15 protein-coding genes are annotated in these 15645 nt (G+C 68.9%); all 15 read right to left on the bottom strand.

The genetic code is table 11. The features are described from left to right. Positions 1 to 244: 244 nt before the first annotated feature. The 15 genes from FHX40_RS24925 to FHX40_RS04285 all read right to left on the bottom strand — a co-directional run bounded on the left by FHX40_RS24925 (position 245) and on the right by FHX40_RS04285 (position 15321). Positions 245 to 382 (bottom strand): hypothetical protein, encoded by a 138-nt coding sequence (locus tag FHX40_RS24925; RefSeq protein WP_170198704.1) that lies wholly within the window; start codon positions 380 to 382, stop codon positions 245 to 247. 788 nt (positions 383 to 1170) lie between these two features. After that, positions 1171 to 1569, bottom strand: coding sequence for a DUF4265 domain-containing protein (locus FHX40_RS04350; RefSeq protein WP_142258419.1), 399 nt, complete (start codon positions 1567 to 1569; stop codon positions 1171 to 1173). Positions 1570 to 1839: 270 nt separating this feature from the next. Beyond that, on the bottom strand, positions 1840 to 2460 hold the full coding sequence (locus FHX40_RS04345) for an SMI1/KNR4 family protein (protein WP_142258418.1): 621 nt from the start codon (positions 2458 to 2460) through the stop codon (positions 1840 to 1842). A 223-nt stretch (positions 2461 to 2683) separates the two neighbouring features. Further along, the gene (locus FHX40_RS04340) at positions 2684 to 3301 is read right to left on the bottom strand and encodes a hypothetical protein (protein WP_142258417.1); all 618 of its coding nucleotides are present in this window, start codon (positions 3299 to 3301) and stop codon (positions 2684 to 2686) included. Continuing rightward, a complete protein-coding gene (locus tag FHX40_RS04335) occupies positions 3301 to 3828 on the bottom strand; it encodes a hypothetical protein (RefSeq protein WP_142258416.1) in 528 nt (175 codons plus the stop codon). The genes FHX40_RS04340 and FHX40_RS04335 overlap by 1 nt, the downstream gene beginning before the upstream one ends. 11 nt (positions 3829 to 3839) lie before the next feature. Then, positions 3840 to 4400: a hypothetical protein gene (locus tag FHX40_RS04330; RefSeq protein WP_142258415.1), complete on the bottom strand. Its 561-nt coding sequence runs from the start codon at positions 4398 to 4400 to the stop codon at positions 3840 to 3842. Between the two features lie 126 nt (positions 4401 to 4526). Then, positions 4527 to 5087, bottom strand: coding sequence for a hypothetical protein (locus FHX40_RS04325; RefSeq protein WP_142258414.1), 561 nt, complete (start codon positions 5085 to 5087; stop codon positions 4527 to 4529). A 320-nt stretch (positions 5088 to 5407) separates the two neighbouring features. Further along, the gene (locus FHX40_RS04320) at positions 5408 to 5689 is read right to left on the bottom strand and encodes a DUF6881 domain-containing protein (RefSeq protein ID WP_142258413.1); all 282 of its coding nucleotides are present in this window, start codon (positions 5687 to 5689) and stop codon (positions 5408 to 5410) included. 163 nt (positions 5690 to 5852) lie between these two features. Further along, on the bottom strand, positions 5853 to 6392 hold the full coding sequence (locus FHX40_RS04315; protein ID WP_142258412.1) for a hypothetical protein: 540 nt from the start codon (positions 6390 to 6392) through the stop codon (positions 5853 to 5855). A gap of 226 nt (positions 6393 to 6618) precedes the next feature. Beyond that, complete coding sequence (locus tag FHX40_RS04310) at positions 6619 to 7035, bottom strand: hypothetical protein (protein WP_142258411.1); 417 nt, start codon at positions 7033 to 7035, stop codon at positions 6619 to 6621. Positions 7036 to 7320: 285 nt separating this feature from the next. Next, positions 7321 to 8049, bottom strand: a complete 729-nt coding sequence (narI, locus tag FHX40_RS04305) for a respiratory nitrate reductase subunit gamma (protein WP_142258410.1) — start codon at positions 8047 to 8049, stop codon at positions 7321 to 7323. Further along, positions 8046 to 8696, bottom strand: coding sequence for a nitrate reductase molybdenum cofactor assembly chaperone (narJ, locus tag FHX40_RS04300; RefSeq protein WP_142258409.1), 651 nt, complete (start codon positions 8694 to 8696; stop codon positions 8046 to 8048). Before narJ ends, narI begins: the two co-directional genes overlap by 4 nt. Continuing rightward, a complete protein-coding gene (gene narH, locus FHX40_RS04295) occupies positions 8693 to 10372 on the bottom strand; it encodes a nitrate reductase subunit beta (RefSeq protein ID WP_142258408.1) in 1680 nt (559 codons plus the stop codon). Before narH ends, narJ begins: the two co-directional genes overlap by 4 nt. Beyond that, positions 10372 to 14049 (bottom strand): nitrate reductase subunit alpha, encoded by a 3678-nt coding sequence (locus FHX40_RS04290; protein WP_142258407.1) that lies wholly within the window; start codon positions 14047 to 14049, stop codon positions 10372 to 10374. Before FHX40_RS04290 ends, narH begins: the two co-directional genes overlap by 1 nt. Before the next feature lie 75 nt (positions 14050 to 14124). After that, on the bottom strand, positions 14125 to 15321 hold the full coding sequence (locus tag FHX40_RS04285) for an MFS transporter (RefSeq protein WP_142258406.1): 1197 nt from the start codon (positions 15319 to 15321) through the stop codon (positions 14125 to 14127). Positions 15322 to 15645: the final 324 nt, after the last annotated feature.

Raw genomic sequence — 15645 nt, 5'->3', positions numbered from 1 at the left:
CGTGAAATGAACCGTCGCCCTTTCACGATCTTCAGATCATGTCCGGCGAACGGGGAGAAAGCGGATCTCGCGGACGGGGTATCGTCACCGCCGGCCTGCTTCGTGCCTGTTCCGCCGCGCGGCCCTGCGACCGCTGCTCATCAACCGCCCCTGGTCGGCCGACTGGGACTACTCCCCCGCCGCCCTCGAGGCCGCGGCCGCCCACCTCGACCGCCTGCACACCGCCACCGGCCGCAACACGTCCTCACCGGCCGCCGAACAGGCCGCCGTCCGCGCCCTCCTCGACGACCTCAACGTCCCCGCCGCCCTCGCCATAGCCGAGGAGGAAGGCGGCCAGACCGCCCGGACGGTGCTCACCATCCTCGGCCTCACCTGACGACACGCAAAGCGCCCTGGTCCACACCGGACCGGGGCGCCTGGCCACCACAACTCCTCACCACAGCACCGGCTTTCGGTTTAGACACACCGTTGCACGCATCGGCCGGCCGTCGTTTTCCGGCCAAGCAAGACCCTTGCTAGAGCGGGATATCGAACCCGAGAACGGCCGAAAACCGACGCGCCCAGCTTCTGGCCTCAGTCATAACATCGGTCAGCTCTCCGGTCCTGGGATCAACTTTTCTCCCTTGCCTCAGCCGCTCCATGACCCGCGACTCCAATTCAGAGCTACCGATATCACGCGCAAGCACCAAGGCCTGGATGAGCCGAGCCGGATAGTTGGACGGCGGGAGCCACGCATACAGGTCTCCCCGCCATACGTCTTCGGGTGACGAGAGGAGAACACAGAGGTCAGCACGATCGGCCACGAATTCTTTCGCTTTCCCCAGCCCTTCCTGGAGCCACTTGACAAGGAGATCATCCGGCCGCTTGGGAACAGGGAACTCATCATGCGGACCGCGAATCCGCACGACCATTCGCCCATATCGCTCCATAGGCGGACCGAACTTCATATCGCCTACATTCAGACCCCAGGTCAGCCGACCCGGAACACTCTTCATGACCCATCAAAGTACTTCAAATCTCCAGATTCCCAGTTCACCTCACCTCTTCGGGTCACCTCGGCGCTCGAAGCAACCACGCCGAGCTCCTTCGCCAAACGCAACACCGCCGGAGCGGACATCTCTCTGGCCATCTCACGGGAACCTCTTCCATTCTTTTGAATTCTGAGTAAGTCTACCCGCCTTCCGGCTCAGGTTTTCTGAGGTCTATATACTCGAAGGCAAAAGGCTTCACGTCGGCCCACTCCCAGTAGGCCAATTCTTTTCGTTCGGCTTCGGCCGCCAGCCGCACCACTTCGTCGCCGTTGGCCCCTGGCGGCACGTCGATGGCCGCGTTCCTATCCCCGTTCCATTCGTGGAGGAGATTTCCGTTCCGCAGCAGGGAGTTCAGTTCTTCTTTCAGGTCGGTCTCCATCGCGGACGGGATCGACAGCATGCGCATCACACGACGTCCCGATGGCCGGATGACTTCTTCGACCAGGCGACCGTCCGGATCCAGCTTCACCAGATCCAACAGCGCCACCCCGTAAACAATGAATGGTATACAGCGAACCTCGTGGGTTCCCTCGGACACCTCTCAGAGCCAGATCCACTCAATTAGACTAGGCAAATCAAACGGCTCCAAGTTCGCCATCGCAATGTAATTTCGCTTCACCGCCATCACGGGATCGTCGTGTCCCACGAAACCAAGCTCGCAGTCTCTAGACCCGCCTGAATCCATACAGACCGCCCGAGTCAAGCGATACATAGCCAAGGAAAACGTCCGCTCGCCGAAAAATACACGTCTCCCCGCTCTCCTCATCTCGAGCGAAAGGCGGCGGCACGTGTCCGGCCGATCGAATGATCAGGATTCCCCGGAATCCCAATCGACCACGATACGGACCTTCGCCCCGTCCGGGAGATCTTTAACTTGGCGATAGACGTTCGCTCTGAACCGCATCAAGCCGACGGATTCCATCATACGCATTTCACGAGCTTCATATTTTCCGCCAAGAAAAAACGGCGTCGCGGGAGCAAGCCTGTGACCGTGCAATATACGGCCGTTGTGAACTTGCCACTCATGCATGACCGGAAATCCGGTTCGCACCTCGAAGTCCTCTAATATAAGGGACGCCCATTCCATGACATCAGAGGACACTCGTTCACGTTCCGCCACCTCCGGATCGAAAGAGAAAATCGCATCGCCATCGGTGGCGAATTGAAATCCGAAAGCATCCTCCGCAAAGAAAGTCAGTCCTGCGACCGCGTCGCCGTACTCCTCCCGCCAAAGGCGTGGGTCATTCCAAAACTCACCGCTTCCGGGCCCGCCTCCCCAAGGGTAGACGTGCAGGGATGACTCGAAGGCGTAAAACCCGTTCTTCATGAGCAGGAGCGGTCGAAGGATATTCGGGACACCGTTCTGCTCCTGCAGCGGACCTCCCAACGGCGCCGATCCCAGTTCCGCGAGCCGTCTCAGGGGGTTCATCGAGCCTCCTATCACACCACGTGCCTACGTACTCGCGTTCCATCAGGCCACGGCCTGAGCGTATCGCCCATCTGTGAAGCCATCAGCGGTATCTCCTCCGGGGAGTTCGCGTCCAGGGTGAACAATCGTTGAAGTCCAGGTGCTCCGCCCACAGCAGCGGATTCGGTTCAGCCGCACCGTTGCAAGCGTCGGCCGGTCGTCGTTTCCGGTCAAGCCGCATCTTTTACTGGAGCGGGATATCGAACCCGAGTACGGCCGAAAACTGACGCGCCCAGCTTCTGGCCTCGGTCATGACGTCGGTCAATTCTCCGGTCCTGGGATCAACCTTTCTCTCTCGCCTCAGCCGCCCCATGACCTGCGCTTCCATTTCAGGATTGCCGATATCACGCGCCAGCACCAAGGCTTTGACCAGCCGAGCCGGATAGTTGGACGGCGGGAGCCACGCATACAGGTCTCCCCGCCATACGTCTTCCGGCGACGCGAAAAGAACGCAGAGGTCCTTACGATCGGCCACGAATTCTTTCGCTTTCCCCAACCCTTCCTGGAGCCACTCGATCAAGTGATCATCCGGCCGCTTGGGGACAGGGAACTCATCACGCGGGCCGCGAATCCACACGACCATTCGCCCATATTCGCTCATAAGCGGCCCGAACTTCGCATCGCCTACATTCAGGCCCCAGGTCAGTCGACCCGGAACACGCTTCATGACCCATCCAAAATACTCCAACTCCCCGGATACCCAGTTCACCCCACCTCTTCGGGTCACCTCGGCGTTCGAAGGGACCACGCCGAGGTCCCTCGCCAAACGCAACACCGCCGGCGCGGACATATCCCTGGCCATCAATCCTCCTCGGACGCTCGGCTCACCACGGCGCGGAGCTCCTGCAACATCTCATCATCGAGAATGTACGGAGCCGCCAGAATCGTGAGCACCTCACGTCGGTCCTCCTCGCTCCACTCATGCCACCGGGGCATTCTGCGGGCATAGTTCACGCGGACCTTTTTGTCGTACTCCCGCTCCGCCAGTGAGGACCACGATTCGTGCTGTTCACGCCATCTTCTCGCGGGCACCTCTCCCCGGCCGTCGTACACGGTTTTCAGCGATTCGGAAAGCCTGTTCAGGATTCGGGCGAACACCGGATCCGAGGCGAGCGTCTCGGCCGCATCGGGGCAGTCGAGCTTGAAATCCAGAAGGGCGCGCCGGAGCGCCTGCGCCTCGATGTAGTCGGATATCTCAAAGACACGCTGCACGCCCTTGACCGCGACCTCGCACGCCCGGTCATAGTCGCCCTCGTGGCCCGTCCATAGCGGCACGTCGTCCCGGGCGATCAGGACGACCGGGCCGCCCGTCGCCTCTATCCACTTCATCCGTCGGCCTTTCATCGCGGCGGCACGATCCCATGCCGGCGCAAGTCCTCCTCGAGGCGCATGCGCTCCGCGGCGAGCCGCTCGGGGTCGTCGTAGCCGGGATACGAGACGAGGACCGACTCGAAGAATCGCGCCATTCCCGTCTCCTCGTCGGCGTGGGCACCGCCCTCCCGGTTGAACCCCAACAGGAGCCGGGGGCAGCTCGGATAGAAGGGATCGGATTCGTCGACCTCGACACCCCGGTCCCGCAGGATGCGGAGAACGTCGTCGGCGGGAAGGCCGAAGACGTCCAGCTCGCCGTAGCGCACCTGCACGTTCGCCCCGGGCCGCGTGGCCGGCTCCGGCCGCCACACCTCGACGGCCGTGACGCCGCCGCCTGCGCCGTCCTCGAAGTAGGCGAAGACGTCCCGGGTCAGATCCTCGTCCCGGGCGCGCAGCGCGAACGCCCTGCCGGGCGTCGCCGGAAGCTCCTCGACATCACCCCAGAGGGCCACGGCGTCGCGCGACTCGTCGATCGACATGCCGATGAGGAGCGGCGGCACGCCATGCGGTGGCTCAAGCCTGATGATCATGACATTGATTCGAGGCACATCAAAGAAGTGCTCACACGCATCGGTGAGCGGCGGCTCACCGGCCGACGCCGGGGCGGATCCGGGCGCCGTCCCGGCGCCGGACGCGGTGGCGACGGCCGCCCCTCCTCACTCCTTGTCGCGCAAGATGCGGCGAACCCACTCGTCCCAGTCGAAGGTGTTGACGTTTTTGCGGTACGTCGGCGCGGGCCGGCGTTCGGGGGTGATCTCGACCACGAAATCGGGCAGGGCCGAGCCGGTCACTTTTCCTCGCGCGTCGACCGATCCCGGCTCGGCCTCCCATTCGATCCAATGGACCGTGACCGTGTATCTCCCCGGGGCCAGGTCGATCTTTTCGGCCTCTTCCTGGCCGAGGATGTACTCCACGCCGCTGAGCGCCACGACCCCCTTCGAGACGAGCAGGTACGGCTCGGAGGAGAGCTGGGTGTAGCGCTTCTCCCGGGCGGTCCGCTCACCCGTTCGGAGGACCACCCGGTAGACGCCGTCGCTTCCGATGTTGAGCGGGACGAACACCCCCGCCTCGATGCAGCTTTCCATCGCGGCGTCGGTGCCGAGGACATCGGCCCATTCGTCGTCGCCGACATGAGCGAAGTGTTCGGGCTGCCAGAGAGCGCACATGCCCGCATCGGTCATGATCGTGTAGCTGCCCAGAAGGTTCTCGTCGTCCATCGCTCACCTCGATACGTCAGTCCAAGATCAGAGCGATCCGTGCACGGTCACTTCGGCTCGCACACGAAAGGTTCGACACCCCACACCCGATACGCCGGTCCCGTCCGGAGGGCCTGATCCGCGGCCGAAGCAGCGGGAAACGCCCATACCGGAGGCGCATGGCGGCGACGCCGCCCGCTTCCCCCGGCATGTCGTCCGACGAGACGACGGCCGTTCTCCGGGCCGTGGCGAGGTCGAACGTCTCACGCCGACGGCGGCATCGTAGGGGCGGGGTACGACAATTCCCTGTGCCCGGCATCCGGCCGGCAGGGCCGGACCGATCAGTGTGACGCGATCGCCTTGCGCCAGACCGCCTCGAACTCCTCGGCGGTCACCCACATCGGCGTGAACTCGTCCAGCTCGGCGATCTCCTCGATGCCGGGGATCGGGACCTCGGCCGACCCGGTCCGTCCGGTCGAGGTCCCGGCGTCCGCGTGGTCGTGACGGCCGTTCCGGAAGACCTCGACCTTCCGGACCTCGTAACCTTCGTCGTCCAGCTCGCTGTAGATCTCCACGGGCTCGTCATCGTGATCGTGGTGCCAGAGGACTCTCAGGTGGCGCATGGTTCGGTCCTCCGCGTCCTTCGGCGAGGACGGATCGATGGCGGCCGGCGCCCTCCCCAGCGGGTACGGCTCACCCCCGGCAGCGTGGCGCGGAGCCCTGCCGCGGCGTCCGCCAGGCCGGAGGGCCGCGGCCGGGAGTCCGGCCATGACGCACGCCACCGCGTCACTCCTCCGGCAGGTCGAAGGTCTCGACGGTTCTCCGGTACGGCGGCGCGGGGTCGGGCTCGGGGCTGATCTCGACGACGAAGTCGGGAAGGGCGCCGTCGACCGCGTTGCCGTCCGCGTCGGTCGAGCCCGGCTCGGCCTGCCAGTCGATCAGGTGAACCTCGACCGCGTACCGCCCCGGGGCGAGGGCGATCGTCTCGGCCGCGTCGAGGTCGGCTCCCACCGCCTCGATGCCGCTGAGCGCCACGGCTCCCTTCGACACCAGCAGGTACGGCTCCGACGAGGCCGTGGTGTAGCGCTTCTCGCGGGGAGTTCGCGCGCCGGTTCGGAGGGTCACCTGGTAGACCCCGTCGCTGTGGAGGTAGAGCGGGACGAACGCTCCGGCCTCGATGGATCTCTCGATGGCGGGATCGTTCCCGAGGGCGTCCTCCCAGACGTCGTAGCTCGTCACATGGGCGAAGTGCTCGGGCTGCCAGAGGCAGCACATTCCCGCGTCGGTGCCGACCGTGTAGCTGCCGAGAAAGCTCGTGTCGTCCATGCCGTCTCCACTGCTCTTGTTCCTGCCGACGCTTCGAGTGACGTCGGCTCGTGTACGAAAGGTTCGACGCCGGCCCGCTTCCGGCCGTCCAGGCCGTCGCGTTCGGCCCGTACGGCCATGCGGATCACGGCGGGCACGTCCCTTCCCGGGGACACGTCGAGCAGCGCAGGTCGTCATGACCCGGGTGCCTCGCTTCGGACGGCTCGATGGCCACCTGTTCTCCGCGCTAGAGGATCGAAGGCGTGCGGTGTCCGCCGGCCAGAGAGTCGCGCGCCGCCTCCGCGACGTCCTCCCGCGGTCCTTCGGCGCACTCGACCAGGAACTCGTGGACGTCTTCCGGCTTCCAGCCCGCCGCCGCGACGGCCGGCCAGGAGCGCAGCATGTCGAAGGCGTCTCGCCGCCTGACGAACGCGATGATCCGTTGCACCGCGTCGCCGGGTGGCACCATCCGCAGCATGGCCATGTCCCGGAACGCCCCGTCCGCGAGGTGGTCATCGCGCCGGTCGATACACCAGAAGATCGGGGACGGATCATCGTCGGTGCGCCTGCCCAGACGGACGATCGCATCGCCCACGCCCACGTAGACCATGTCGGATTCCAGATTCGGATCGTCGTGGCGCAGGTCCGTCCACGCCTCCGTCACGGACGCCCCTCTCTTTCACGTCAGACGTCCGCCCTCTTCAGCCGGAGAGGTCCACCGGACCGCCTTTTCTCCGGCCGATGGGGAGGGCGAACGTCTCACATCGGCGCGGCATCGTAGTTCTCGGGTACGACAATTCCGCGTTCACGCCCGATACGGACGTCGCTCGGCCGCCGCGCAGCGGGCCGAGCCGACCTGGACTGATCACGTTCGCAGGCGCCGGCGCCCGCCCACCGGGCCCGCCCGTGCCCGCGTACGGCGCGGCACGGGCGGGTGTGGGGTGGGCGGTCAGCGGGACGGTTCCCAGCCGCGGCGGGGTGCGCGGGTGCCACGCCGGTCGTCGCGGCTGCGGTAGACGATGTACGGCCGGGTGAGGTAGCCGATGGGTGCGGTGAGCATGTGGACCAGGCGGGTGAACGGCCAGATCGCGAACAGCACCAGGGCGCTCAGCGCGTGGAGCTGGAACAGCAGCGGGGCGTCGGCCATGAGCTCGCCCTGCGCCCGCAGGTAGAAGATCGAGCGGAACCAGGGCGAGACCGTGGTGCGGTAGTCGTACCCGCCGCCGACGAGGTTCGCGGCCACCGTGGCGTACAGGCCGAGCAGGATGGTGACGGCGAGCACCGCGTACATGAGCTTGTCGTTGCGGGTGGTCGCGGTGAACACCGGGCCGACCGTACGCCGGCGGTAGATGAGGATGGCGAGGCCCGCCACGGTGCAGAACCCGGCCACGGTGCCGAGGACGACGGCGAGCAGGTGGTACGCCTCCTCGCCGATGCCGAGCGCCACGGTCCACGACTTGGGGACGACGAGGCCCACGACGTGGCCGAGCAGCACGATGAGGATGCCGAAGTGGAACAGCGGGCTGCCGATGCGCAGCAGGCGGGACTCGTAGAGCTGGGAGGAGCGGGTGGTCCAGCCGAACTTGTCGTATCGGTAGCGCCAGATGTGGCCCAGCACGAAGCTCGTCAGCGCGATGTAGGGGGCCACCACCCACAGCGCGACGTCGAGCGCGTTCAACGGTGCTCCTCCAGGTGTGCGACGGGCGGCGGCGTGACGCCGTACGGTTCGAGGCCGACCTCCTCGGCGGGCGGGCCCTGCGCGGCGAGCCGGTACAGGGCCTCGCGGTCGCGGACGCCGAGCGGCGGCAGGGTGGCGAGGACGGCGGCGACGACGTGCGCGTACGGCGAGCCCTCCGCCTCCAGGGCGCGCAGCAGCAGCTCGATGCCGGGGCGGTGCTCGCGCAGCAGGCGGCAGGCCTCGCGTACGGCGCCGCGGCCGGACAGCTCGCACACCACGGCGAGGTGGTCGGGCAGCTCGCCGTCGGCGATCTCGAATCCGGCGGCGCGGAAGGCGTGCTTGAAGCGGAGCAGCGCCATGCCGCGCCTGCGGGTGTCGCCGCAGGTGTAGTAGGTGAGGTACGGGCAGCAGCGCCGCTTGAAGTCGAAGACGTCCACGTAGTGGGCGGCGAGCTCGGCCTGCGGGGTGGCGTCGAGGTGGTCGAGGAACGCCGCCAGCCGCTCGGCCGCCTCGCCGTCGCCGAGCCCGGCGACCGCCTCGCGGAGCACCGGGCGGGCCTGGTACAACCGCTCGTCCGGGTAGCCGAGCAGCACCGAGGCCACCTGGTGGGTGACCGCGACGCGCCCGTCGCCGTCGGCCCGGCTCATGACTCCCCCTCCCCCGTGCCGCCGGAGGCGCGTTTCGGTGGGAACAGGCCCTCGGGGAGGCCCTTGCCGTCCCAGTTGAGCAGGTTGACGCGGCCCCGCAGGTCGTCCCGGCCGGTGGCGAGGGCGCCGGAGGTGGTGCGGTCCTTGAGCGCGTGGAAGGTCTCCACCGCGACCGGCGCAACGCGGCCGGACGCCTCGCCGAACGGCCCGCCCATCCCGGGGCCGCCCGCGTAGTCGAGGCTGCACCCGCCGAGGTCGGACTCCTCCAACCGCGCGCCCTGCTCGGCGTGCGCCGTGGGGATCACGTACCGCTCCTCGTAGGCGGCGATCGCGAGCAGCCGGTACATCTCCTGGATGCGCTCCCCGGTCATGCCTACCGCCTGCGCGATCGACTCGTCCGGCTCCTCGCCGAGGTTGATGCGGCGCATGTACGAGCGCATCGCGGCGAGGCGGCGCAGCACGGCGCGCACCGGCTCGACGTCGCCCGCGGTGAACAGCTCGGCGAGGTACTCGACCGGGATGCGCAGCGCGTCGATCGCGCCGAACAGGTTGCCGGCGTCCTCGCCGTCGTGCCCGGTCTCCACGAGCGCGTCGACCACCGGGGACAGCGGCGGGATGTACCAGACCATCGGCATGGTGCGGAACTCCGGGTGGAGCGGCAGCGCCACGCCGAAGTCGAAGATGAGCCGGTAGACCGGCGAGCGGCGGGCGGCCTCCAGCCAGTCCTCGGGGATGCCCTCGGCCCGGGCGGCCGCGATCACCTCGGGGTCGTGCGGGTCGAGGAACACGCCCTTCTGCGCCTCGTACAGGTCCTTCGGGTCCGGGGTGGCCGCGGCCTCGCCGACCCGGTCCACGTCGTACAGGACGAGCCCGATGTAGCGCAGCCGGCCCACGCAGGTCTCCGAGCAGACCGTGGGCATGCCCACCTCGACCCGCGGGTAGCAGAAGGTGCACTTCTCCGCCTTGCCGGTGCGGTGGTTGAAGTAGACCTTCTTGTACGGGCAGCCGGTGACGCACATCCGCCAGCCGCGGCAGCGGTCCTGGTCGACGAGCACGATGCCGTCCTCGGAGCGCTTGTACATCGCCCCGGACGGGCAGGCGGCGACGCAGGACGGGTTGAGGCAGTGCTCGCAGATGCGCGGCAGGTAGAACATGAAGGCGCGCTCGAACTCGAGCCGCACCTTGTCCGACACCTTGCGCAGCACCGGGTCGCCGGCCGCGAGCTCGGGCGCGCCGGCGAGGTTGTCGTCCCAGTTCGCGCTCCAGGTGATCTTCGTTTCCTTGCCGGTGATGAGCGAGCGCGGCCGGGCGACCGGGACGTCGTCCTGGGCGGGCGCGGTGAACAGCCGGTCGTAGTCGTACGTCCAGGGCTCGTAGTAGTCCTGGATGGACGGCATGAGCGGGTTGGCGAAGATGGTCAGCAGCCGGTGCAGCCGCCCGCCGGAGCGCAGCCGCAGCCGCCCGCGCCGGGTGAGCTCCCAGCCGCCCTTCCACCGCCTCTGGTCCTCGTAGGTGCGCGGGTACCCCTGGCCGGGCCGGGTCTCGACGTTGTTGAACCAGACGTACTCGGTGCCCGCCCGGTTGGTCCACGCCTGCTTGCAGGTGACCGAGCAGGTGTGGCAGCCGATGCACTTGTCGAGGTTCATCACCATGGCGAGCTGGGCCATGACCTTCATCAGTACGCCACCTCCTGGGCGCGGCGGCGGATCACGGTGATCTCGTCGCGCTGGTTGCCGGTCGGGCCGAGGTAGTTGAACGCGAACGAGAGCTGGGCGTACCCGCCGATCAGGTGGGTGGGTTTGACCAGCAGGCGGGTGAGCGAGTTGTGGATGCCGCCGCGGCGGCCGGAGGTCTCGCTGCGCGGCACGTCCACCACGCGCTCCTGGGCGTGGTACATGTACACGGTCCCCTCGGGCATGCGGTGCGAGACGACGGCGCGGGCGACGACCACGCCGTTGCGGTTCACCGCCTCCACCCAGTCGTTGTCGCGGATGCCCGCCTTGGCCGCGTCGGCGGGGCTCATCCAGATCGTGGGGCCGCCGCGGGACAGGGTGAGCATGAGCAGGTTGTCCTGGTACTCGGAGTGGATCGACCACTTCGAGTGCGGGGTGAGGTAGCGGACCACCACCCCCTCGGCCGAGCCGTTCACCGGGGCCGTGCCGCCCGGCGCGGGCTCGCCGAACATCGCGCCCATGTTGAGCGGCGGCCGGTACACCGGCAGCGCCTCCCCGGCCTCCTGGATCCAGTCGTGGTCGAGGTAGAAGCTCTGCCGCCCGGTGAGCGTGTGCCACGGCTTGCGGTGCTCGACGTTGATGGTGAACGCCGAGTAGCGGCGGCCGCCGGTCTCGCTGCCCGACCACTCCGGCGAGGTGATCACCGGCACCGGCCGGGCCTGGGTGTCGGCGAAGGTGATCCGCCGGTGCTCGTCGGCGAGCCCGGCGAAGTCCGTGCCGGTACGGCGGGCCAGCGCGGCGAACCCCTGGGCGGCGAGCCGCCCGTTCGTGGTGCCGGACAGCGTGAGGATCGCCTCGCACATGTGCACGTCGCGGGTGAGCGCGGGCCGCCCGGCGGCGACGCCGTGCCGTACCGTGCCGTTGGCCCGGGCGAGCCGCTCGATCTCCGGGCCGACCTGGTAGGTGATGCCCTTCGTGGTGGCGCCGAGCCGGTCGAGCAGCGGCCCGAGCGCGGCCATCTTCTCGGCGACCGCGCCGTAGTCGCGTTCCACCGCCACGATCTTCGGGAAGTCGCGGCCCGGCACCGGCGTCTCGCCGGTCTCCCGCCAGTCGCGCACCGCGCCGTGCGGGGTGGCGAGCTCGTCCGGCGTGTCGTGCAGCAGCGGCACCGCCACCAGGTCGGTGCGCACGCCCAGGTGCTCGCGGGCGAGCTCGCCGAACCGCTTGGCGATCGCGTGGAACGCGGCGAAGTCGGTGCGGGTCTGCCACGGCGGGTCGATCGCCGGGGTGAACGCGTGCACGAACGGGTGCATGTCGGTCGACGACAGGTCGTGCTTCTCGTACCAGGTGGCGGCCGGGAGCACGATGTCGCTGAACAGCGTCGTCGACGTCATCCGGAAGTCGAGCGAGAGCAGCAGGTCGAGCTTGCCGCGCGGCGCCTCGTCTGCCCAGGTCACCGACGTCGGCCGGTGCTCGGGCCCGGCCTCGGCGGCGCGCACCGCGCCGTCGGTGCCGAGCAGGTGCCGCAGGAAGTACTCGTTGCCCTTCGCCGACGAGCCGAGCAGGTTCGCCCGCCAGATCGTGAGCACCCGCGGCCAGTTCTCCGGCGCGTCCGGGTTCTCGCAGGCGAAGCCGAGCTCCCCGGCGGCGACCTTGCGCGCCACGTACGCCCCGGGCTCCTCCCCGGCCGCGGCGGCCTCGTCGGCGAGGTCGAGCGGGTTGCGGTCGAACGTCGGGTACGACGGCATCCAGCCGAGCCGCGCCGACTGGGCGAGCAGGTCGGCGGTGGCCTTCCCGGCGAACAGGCCGCGCCCGAGCGGCGAGGCGACCACGTCGGCGCCGAACGTGTCGTACCGCCACTGGTCGGTGTGCAGGTACCAGAACGCGGTGCCGATCATCTGCCGCGGCGGCCGGGACCAGTCGAGCCCGAACGCGAGCTGCGCCCACCCGGTGATCGGCCGGCACTTCTCCTGCCCCACGTAGTGGGCCCAGCCGCCGCCGTTCACGCCCTGGCAGCCGGTGAGCGTCACCAGCGCGAGGAACGCCCGGTAGATCGTGTCCGAGTGGAACCAGTGGTTCGTGCCCGCGCCGAGAATGATCATCGACCGGCCGCCGGACCGCTCGGCGTTGTCGGCGAACTCGCGGGCGATGCGCACCGCCCGCGCTGCGGGCACCGAGGTGATCCGCTCCTGCCAGGCCGGGGTGTACGGCACGGCCGGGTCGTCGTAGCCCGCCGGCCACTCGCCGGGCAGGCCGGGCCGGGCCACGCCGTACTGGGCGAGCACGAGGTCGTAGACGGTGGTGACGAGGTGGCCGGCGATCCGGCGGGCGGGCACGCCGCGGCGCAGCACCCCGGGCTCGGCCCCGTCGAACCGGGGCAGCGCCACCTCGACGTGCTCGGCGTCGCCGGTGCCGTACAGGGTGAGCAGCGGGTCGACGCCGCCGAGGTCGAGGTTCCACCGGCCCTCGCCGTCGGGCGCGAACCGGAAGCCGAGCGAGCCGTTCGGGACGACGGGCTCGCCGGTGGCGCCGTCGATGAGCACGGTTTTGAACGCGGCCTCCCTGCCCTCATGGCCGAGGTCGGCGGCGGTGAGGAACTTGCCGGGCGTGACCGCGTCGCCACGCTCGTCGAGCCGGACGAGGAACGGCAGGTCGGTGTACCGCTTGACATAGGAGACGAACCGCGGCACCTGCCGGTCGACGAAGAACTCCTTGAGGATGACGTGCCCCATCGCCATGGCGAGCGCGCCGTCGGTGCCGGGGTGCGGGGCGAGCCACTCGTCGGCGAACTTCGTCGCGTCGCTGTAGTCGGGCGACATCACCACGACCTTCTGGCCGCGGTACCGCGCCTCGGCGAGGTAGTGGGCGTCGGGCGTGCGGGTGACCGGCACGTTCGAGCCCCACAGGATGAGGTAGGCGGCGTCCCACCAGTCGGCCGACTCGGGCACGTCGGTCTGGTCGCCGAACACCTGGGGCGAGGCCACCGGCAGATCGGCGTACCAGTCGTAGAACGACAGCATGGTGCCGCCGATCAGCGAGATGAACCGGGCCCCGACCGCGTGCGACACCATCGACATCGCGGGGATCGGGGAGAACCCGGCGACCCGGTCCGGGCCGTAGGTCTTGATCGTGTGCACGTGCGCGGCGGCGATGATCTCGACGGCCTCGTCCCAGCTCACCCGGACCAGCCCGCCCTTGCCGCGCTGCGACTGGTAGCGGCGGCGCTTGTCCGGGTCGGTGGTGATCTCCGCCCAGGCGGCGACCGGGTCGCCGAGCCGGGCCTTGGCCTCGCGGTACATCTCCACCAGCACGCCCCGGGCGTACGGGAAACGCACCCGGGTGGGCGAGTAGGTGTACCAGGAGAACGCCGCGCCGCGGGGGCAGCCGCGCGGCTCGTAGCCGGGGCGGTCCGCGCCGACGGACGGGTAGTCGGTCTGCTGGGTCTCCCAGGTGATGATCCCGTCCTTGACGTACACCTTCCAGGAGCAGGATCCGGTGCAGTTCACCCCGTGGGTGGAGCGCACCACCTTGTCGTGGCTCCACCGGTCCCGGTAGAAGACGTCGCCGTCGCGCCCGCCGGACTTGTGGATGGTGCGCAGGTCGGGGCCGGTCTCGCCGGGCCGTAGATGTCTGCCGAGCCGGAGCAGCGCCTCGCTCACCGGTCCGTCCATGCCCGCCATGTCCGCCCCTCTCCCTGTCGCTGGTGAGTGGTCCGATGCGTCATCTGCGTTGCCAAGGTTCCGTCAATCGCCGGGTCATGCCCGCTGCGGCGACCGCATAACGAAGTGGCTGTAGACGGTCGCCGCGGCCGCGACCGTGGCGAGCAGCATGAGCCCGACCGCGTACGACGAGGTCGCCTGGTAGATCAGGCCCATCACGATCGGCGGCAGGAAGCCGCCGAGCCCGCCCGCCGCGCCGACCACGCCGGTGGCGCTGCCCACCATGTGGACCGGGACCTCCCGGCCGACGAGGGCGAACACCGCGCCGTTGCCGCACCCGAGCGCGGCCGCCATGCTGAGGAAGCCGACGGTGGCGAGCGGCATCGCCGGGGCGAAGGACACGACGATCGCGCAGGCCACCACGACGGCGAGCGCGGCGCTCAGCACGGGCACGCCGCCCCGGCGGTCGGACAGCCAGCCGCCCACCGGGCGGGCGATCGTGGCAAGCACCACGAACCCGGCGGCGCGGGCCGCGGCGTCCGCGGTGGTCAGGCCGTACACCTCGCGCAGGTAGAGCGGGAGGTACACGCCGAACGCGACGAACCCGCCGAAGGTGAGCGCGTACATCGCGGCGAGCTCCTGGGTGGCGCGCAGCCGCGCGGCGCGGAGAAACCGGGTGAGGAACGGCTCGGTCGCCGCCCGCCGCCCGGGCGCGTCCCGGCCGAGCAGCAGGAACGCCACCCCGATGAGCACGAGGGCGGCGGCGACGGCCAGGAACGGGACCTGGCGGCCGAAGGAGTCCGCGAGCCACGGGGTGGCGAACCCGGAGATCGCGGTGCCGATGTTGCCCATGCCGAAGACGCCGAGCGCGAGGCCGCGGCGCTCCGGCGGGAACCACTCGTTGACGAACGGCACGCCGATGGCGAAGGTGGCCCCGGTGAGGCCGAGCGCGAAGCCGCCGGCGAGCAGCGCCGGGTAGTTCGCCGCGAAGGCGAGGAAGACCACGGGGACCACGCCGAGCAGGCTCGTCACGCCGAAGACGAGCCGCCCGCCGTACCGGTCGGTGAGCGCGCCGAGCGGGATGCGGCCGAGCGATCCGACGATCACCGGCACGGCGACGAGCACCGACACCTCGAACGGGGTGAGATCGAGCAGCTCCTTGTAGACAGGGCCGAGCGGGCTGAGCAGCGCCCAGGCCCAGAAGTTCACCGCGAAGCCGAGCGTCGCGAGTACCAGGGCGGTGATCCGTCCTCGGGTCGTCGCGACGGTTGCCGATGCGGCACCGGTCGTCATGGAGTCCACCTCATGTGGCCTGCGGGATGTGTACGGACGGTCGATGCGTACGGACGGTCGTGGAAAGGGCCTGATGATGACCGCGACCCGACCTCCACCCTCCCGCCGGCCGATCTACACGGTGAGGGGCTTTGGTCCTCCTGCCCGGGTCGAAAGTCCCGTGCAAATTGGAGATTCACCCGCTATTTCACAACTTCTTGACAGATCTTGGTCGTTGCCCTGCTTTGTTGACCTTCGGTGGGGTAAGCGCTGGATCGTCCCGATCTCATCGGGTCCGCCCGAGGCACGGGGCGGGTCCGGCGGGCCCGGTAGGGACTTTGGCCA

Source organism: Thermopolyspora flexuosa (assembly GCF_006716785.1).
Lineage (GTDB): Bacteria > Actinomycetota > Actinomycetes > Streptosporangiales > Streptosporangiaceae > Thermopolyspora > Thermopolyspora flexuosa.
Note: the sequence above shows the minus strand (reverse complement) of the source record. Positions and strands in the feature narration are given on the sequence as shown.

What these genes read in the sequence shown, in the direction of transcription:
- FHX40_RS04345 (WP_142258418.1), bottom strand. Translation starts at nt 2,460, where the DNA reads ATGAACCCCCTGAGACGGCTCGCGGAACTGGGATCGGCGCCGTTGGGA.
- FHX40_RS04340 (WP_142258417.1), bottom strand. Translation starts at nt 3,301, where the DNA reads ATGGCCAGGGATATGTCCGCGCCGGCGGTGTTGCGTTTGGCGAGGGAC.
- FHX40_RS04335 (WP_142258416.1), bottom strand. Translation starts at nt 3,828, where the DNA reads ATGAAGTGGATAGAGGCGACGGGCGGCCCGGTCGTCCTGATCGCCCGG.
- FHX40_RS04330 (WP_142258415.1), bottom strand. Translation starts at nt 4,400, where the DNA reads ATGATCATCAGGCTTGAGCCACCGCATGGCGTGCCGCCGCTCCTCATC.
- FHX40_RS04325 (WP_142258414.1), bottom strand. Translation starts at nt 5,087, where the DNA reads ATGGACGACGAGAACCTTCTGGGCAGCTACACGATCATGACCGATGCG.
- FHX40_RS04320 (WP_142258413.1), bottom strand. Translation starts at nt 5,689, where the DNA reads ATGCGCCACCTGAGAGTCCTCTGGCACCACGATCACGATGACGAGCCC.
- FHX40_RS04315 (WP_142258412.1), bottom strand. Translation starts at nt 6,392, where the DNA reads ATGGACGACACGAGCTTTCTCGGCAGCTACACGGTCGGCACCGACGCG.
- narJ (WP_142258409.1), bottom strand. Translation starts at nt 8,696, where the DNA reads ATGAGCCGGGCCGACGGCGACGGGCGCGTCGCGGTCACCCACCAGGTG.
- narH (WP_142258408.1), bottom strand. Translation starts at nt 10,372, where the DNA reads ATGAAGGTCATGGCCCAGCTCGCCATGGTGATGAACCTCGACAAGTGC.
- FHX40_RS04290 (WP_142258407.1), bottom strand. Translation starts at nt 14,049, where the DNA reads ATGGCGGGCATGGACGGACCGGTGAGCGAGGCGCTGCTCCGGCTCGGC.
- FHX40_RS04285 (WP_142258406.1), bottom strand. Translation starts at nt 15,321, where the DNA reads ATGACGACCGGTGCCGCATCGGCAACCGTCGCGACGACCCGAGGACGG.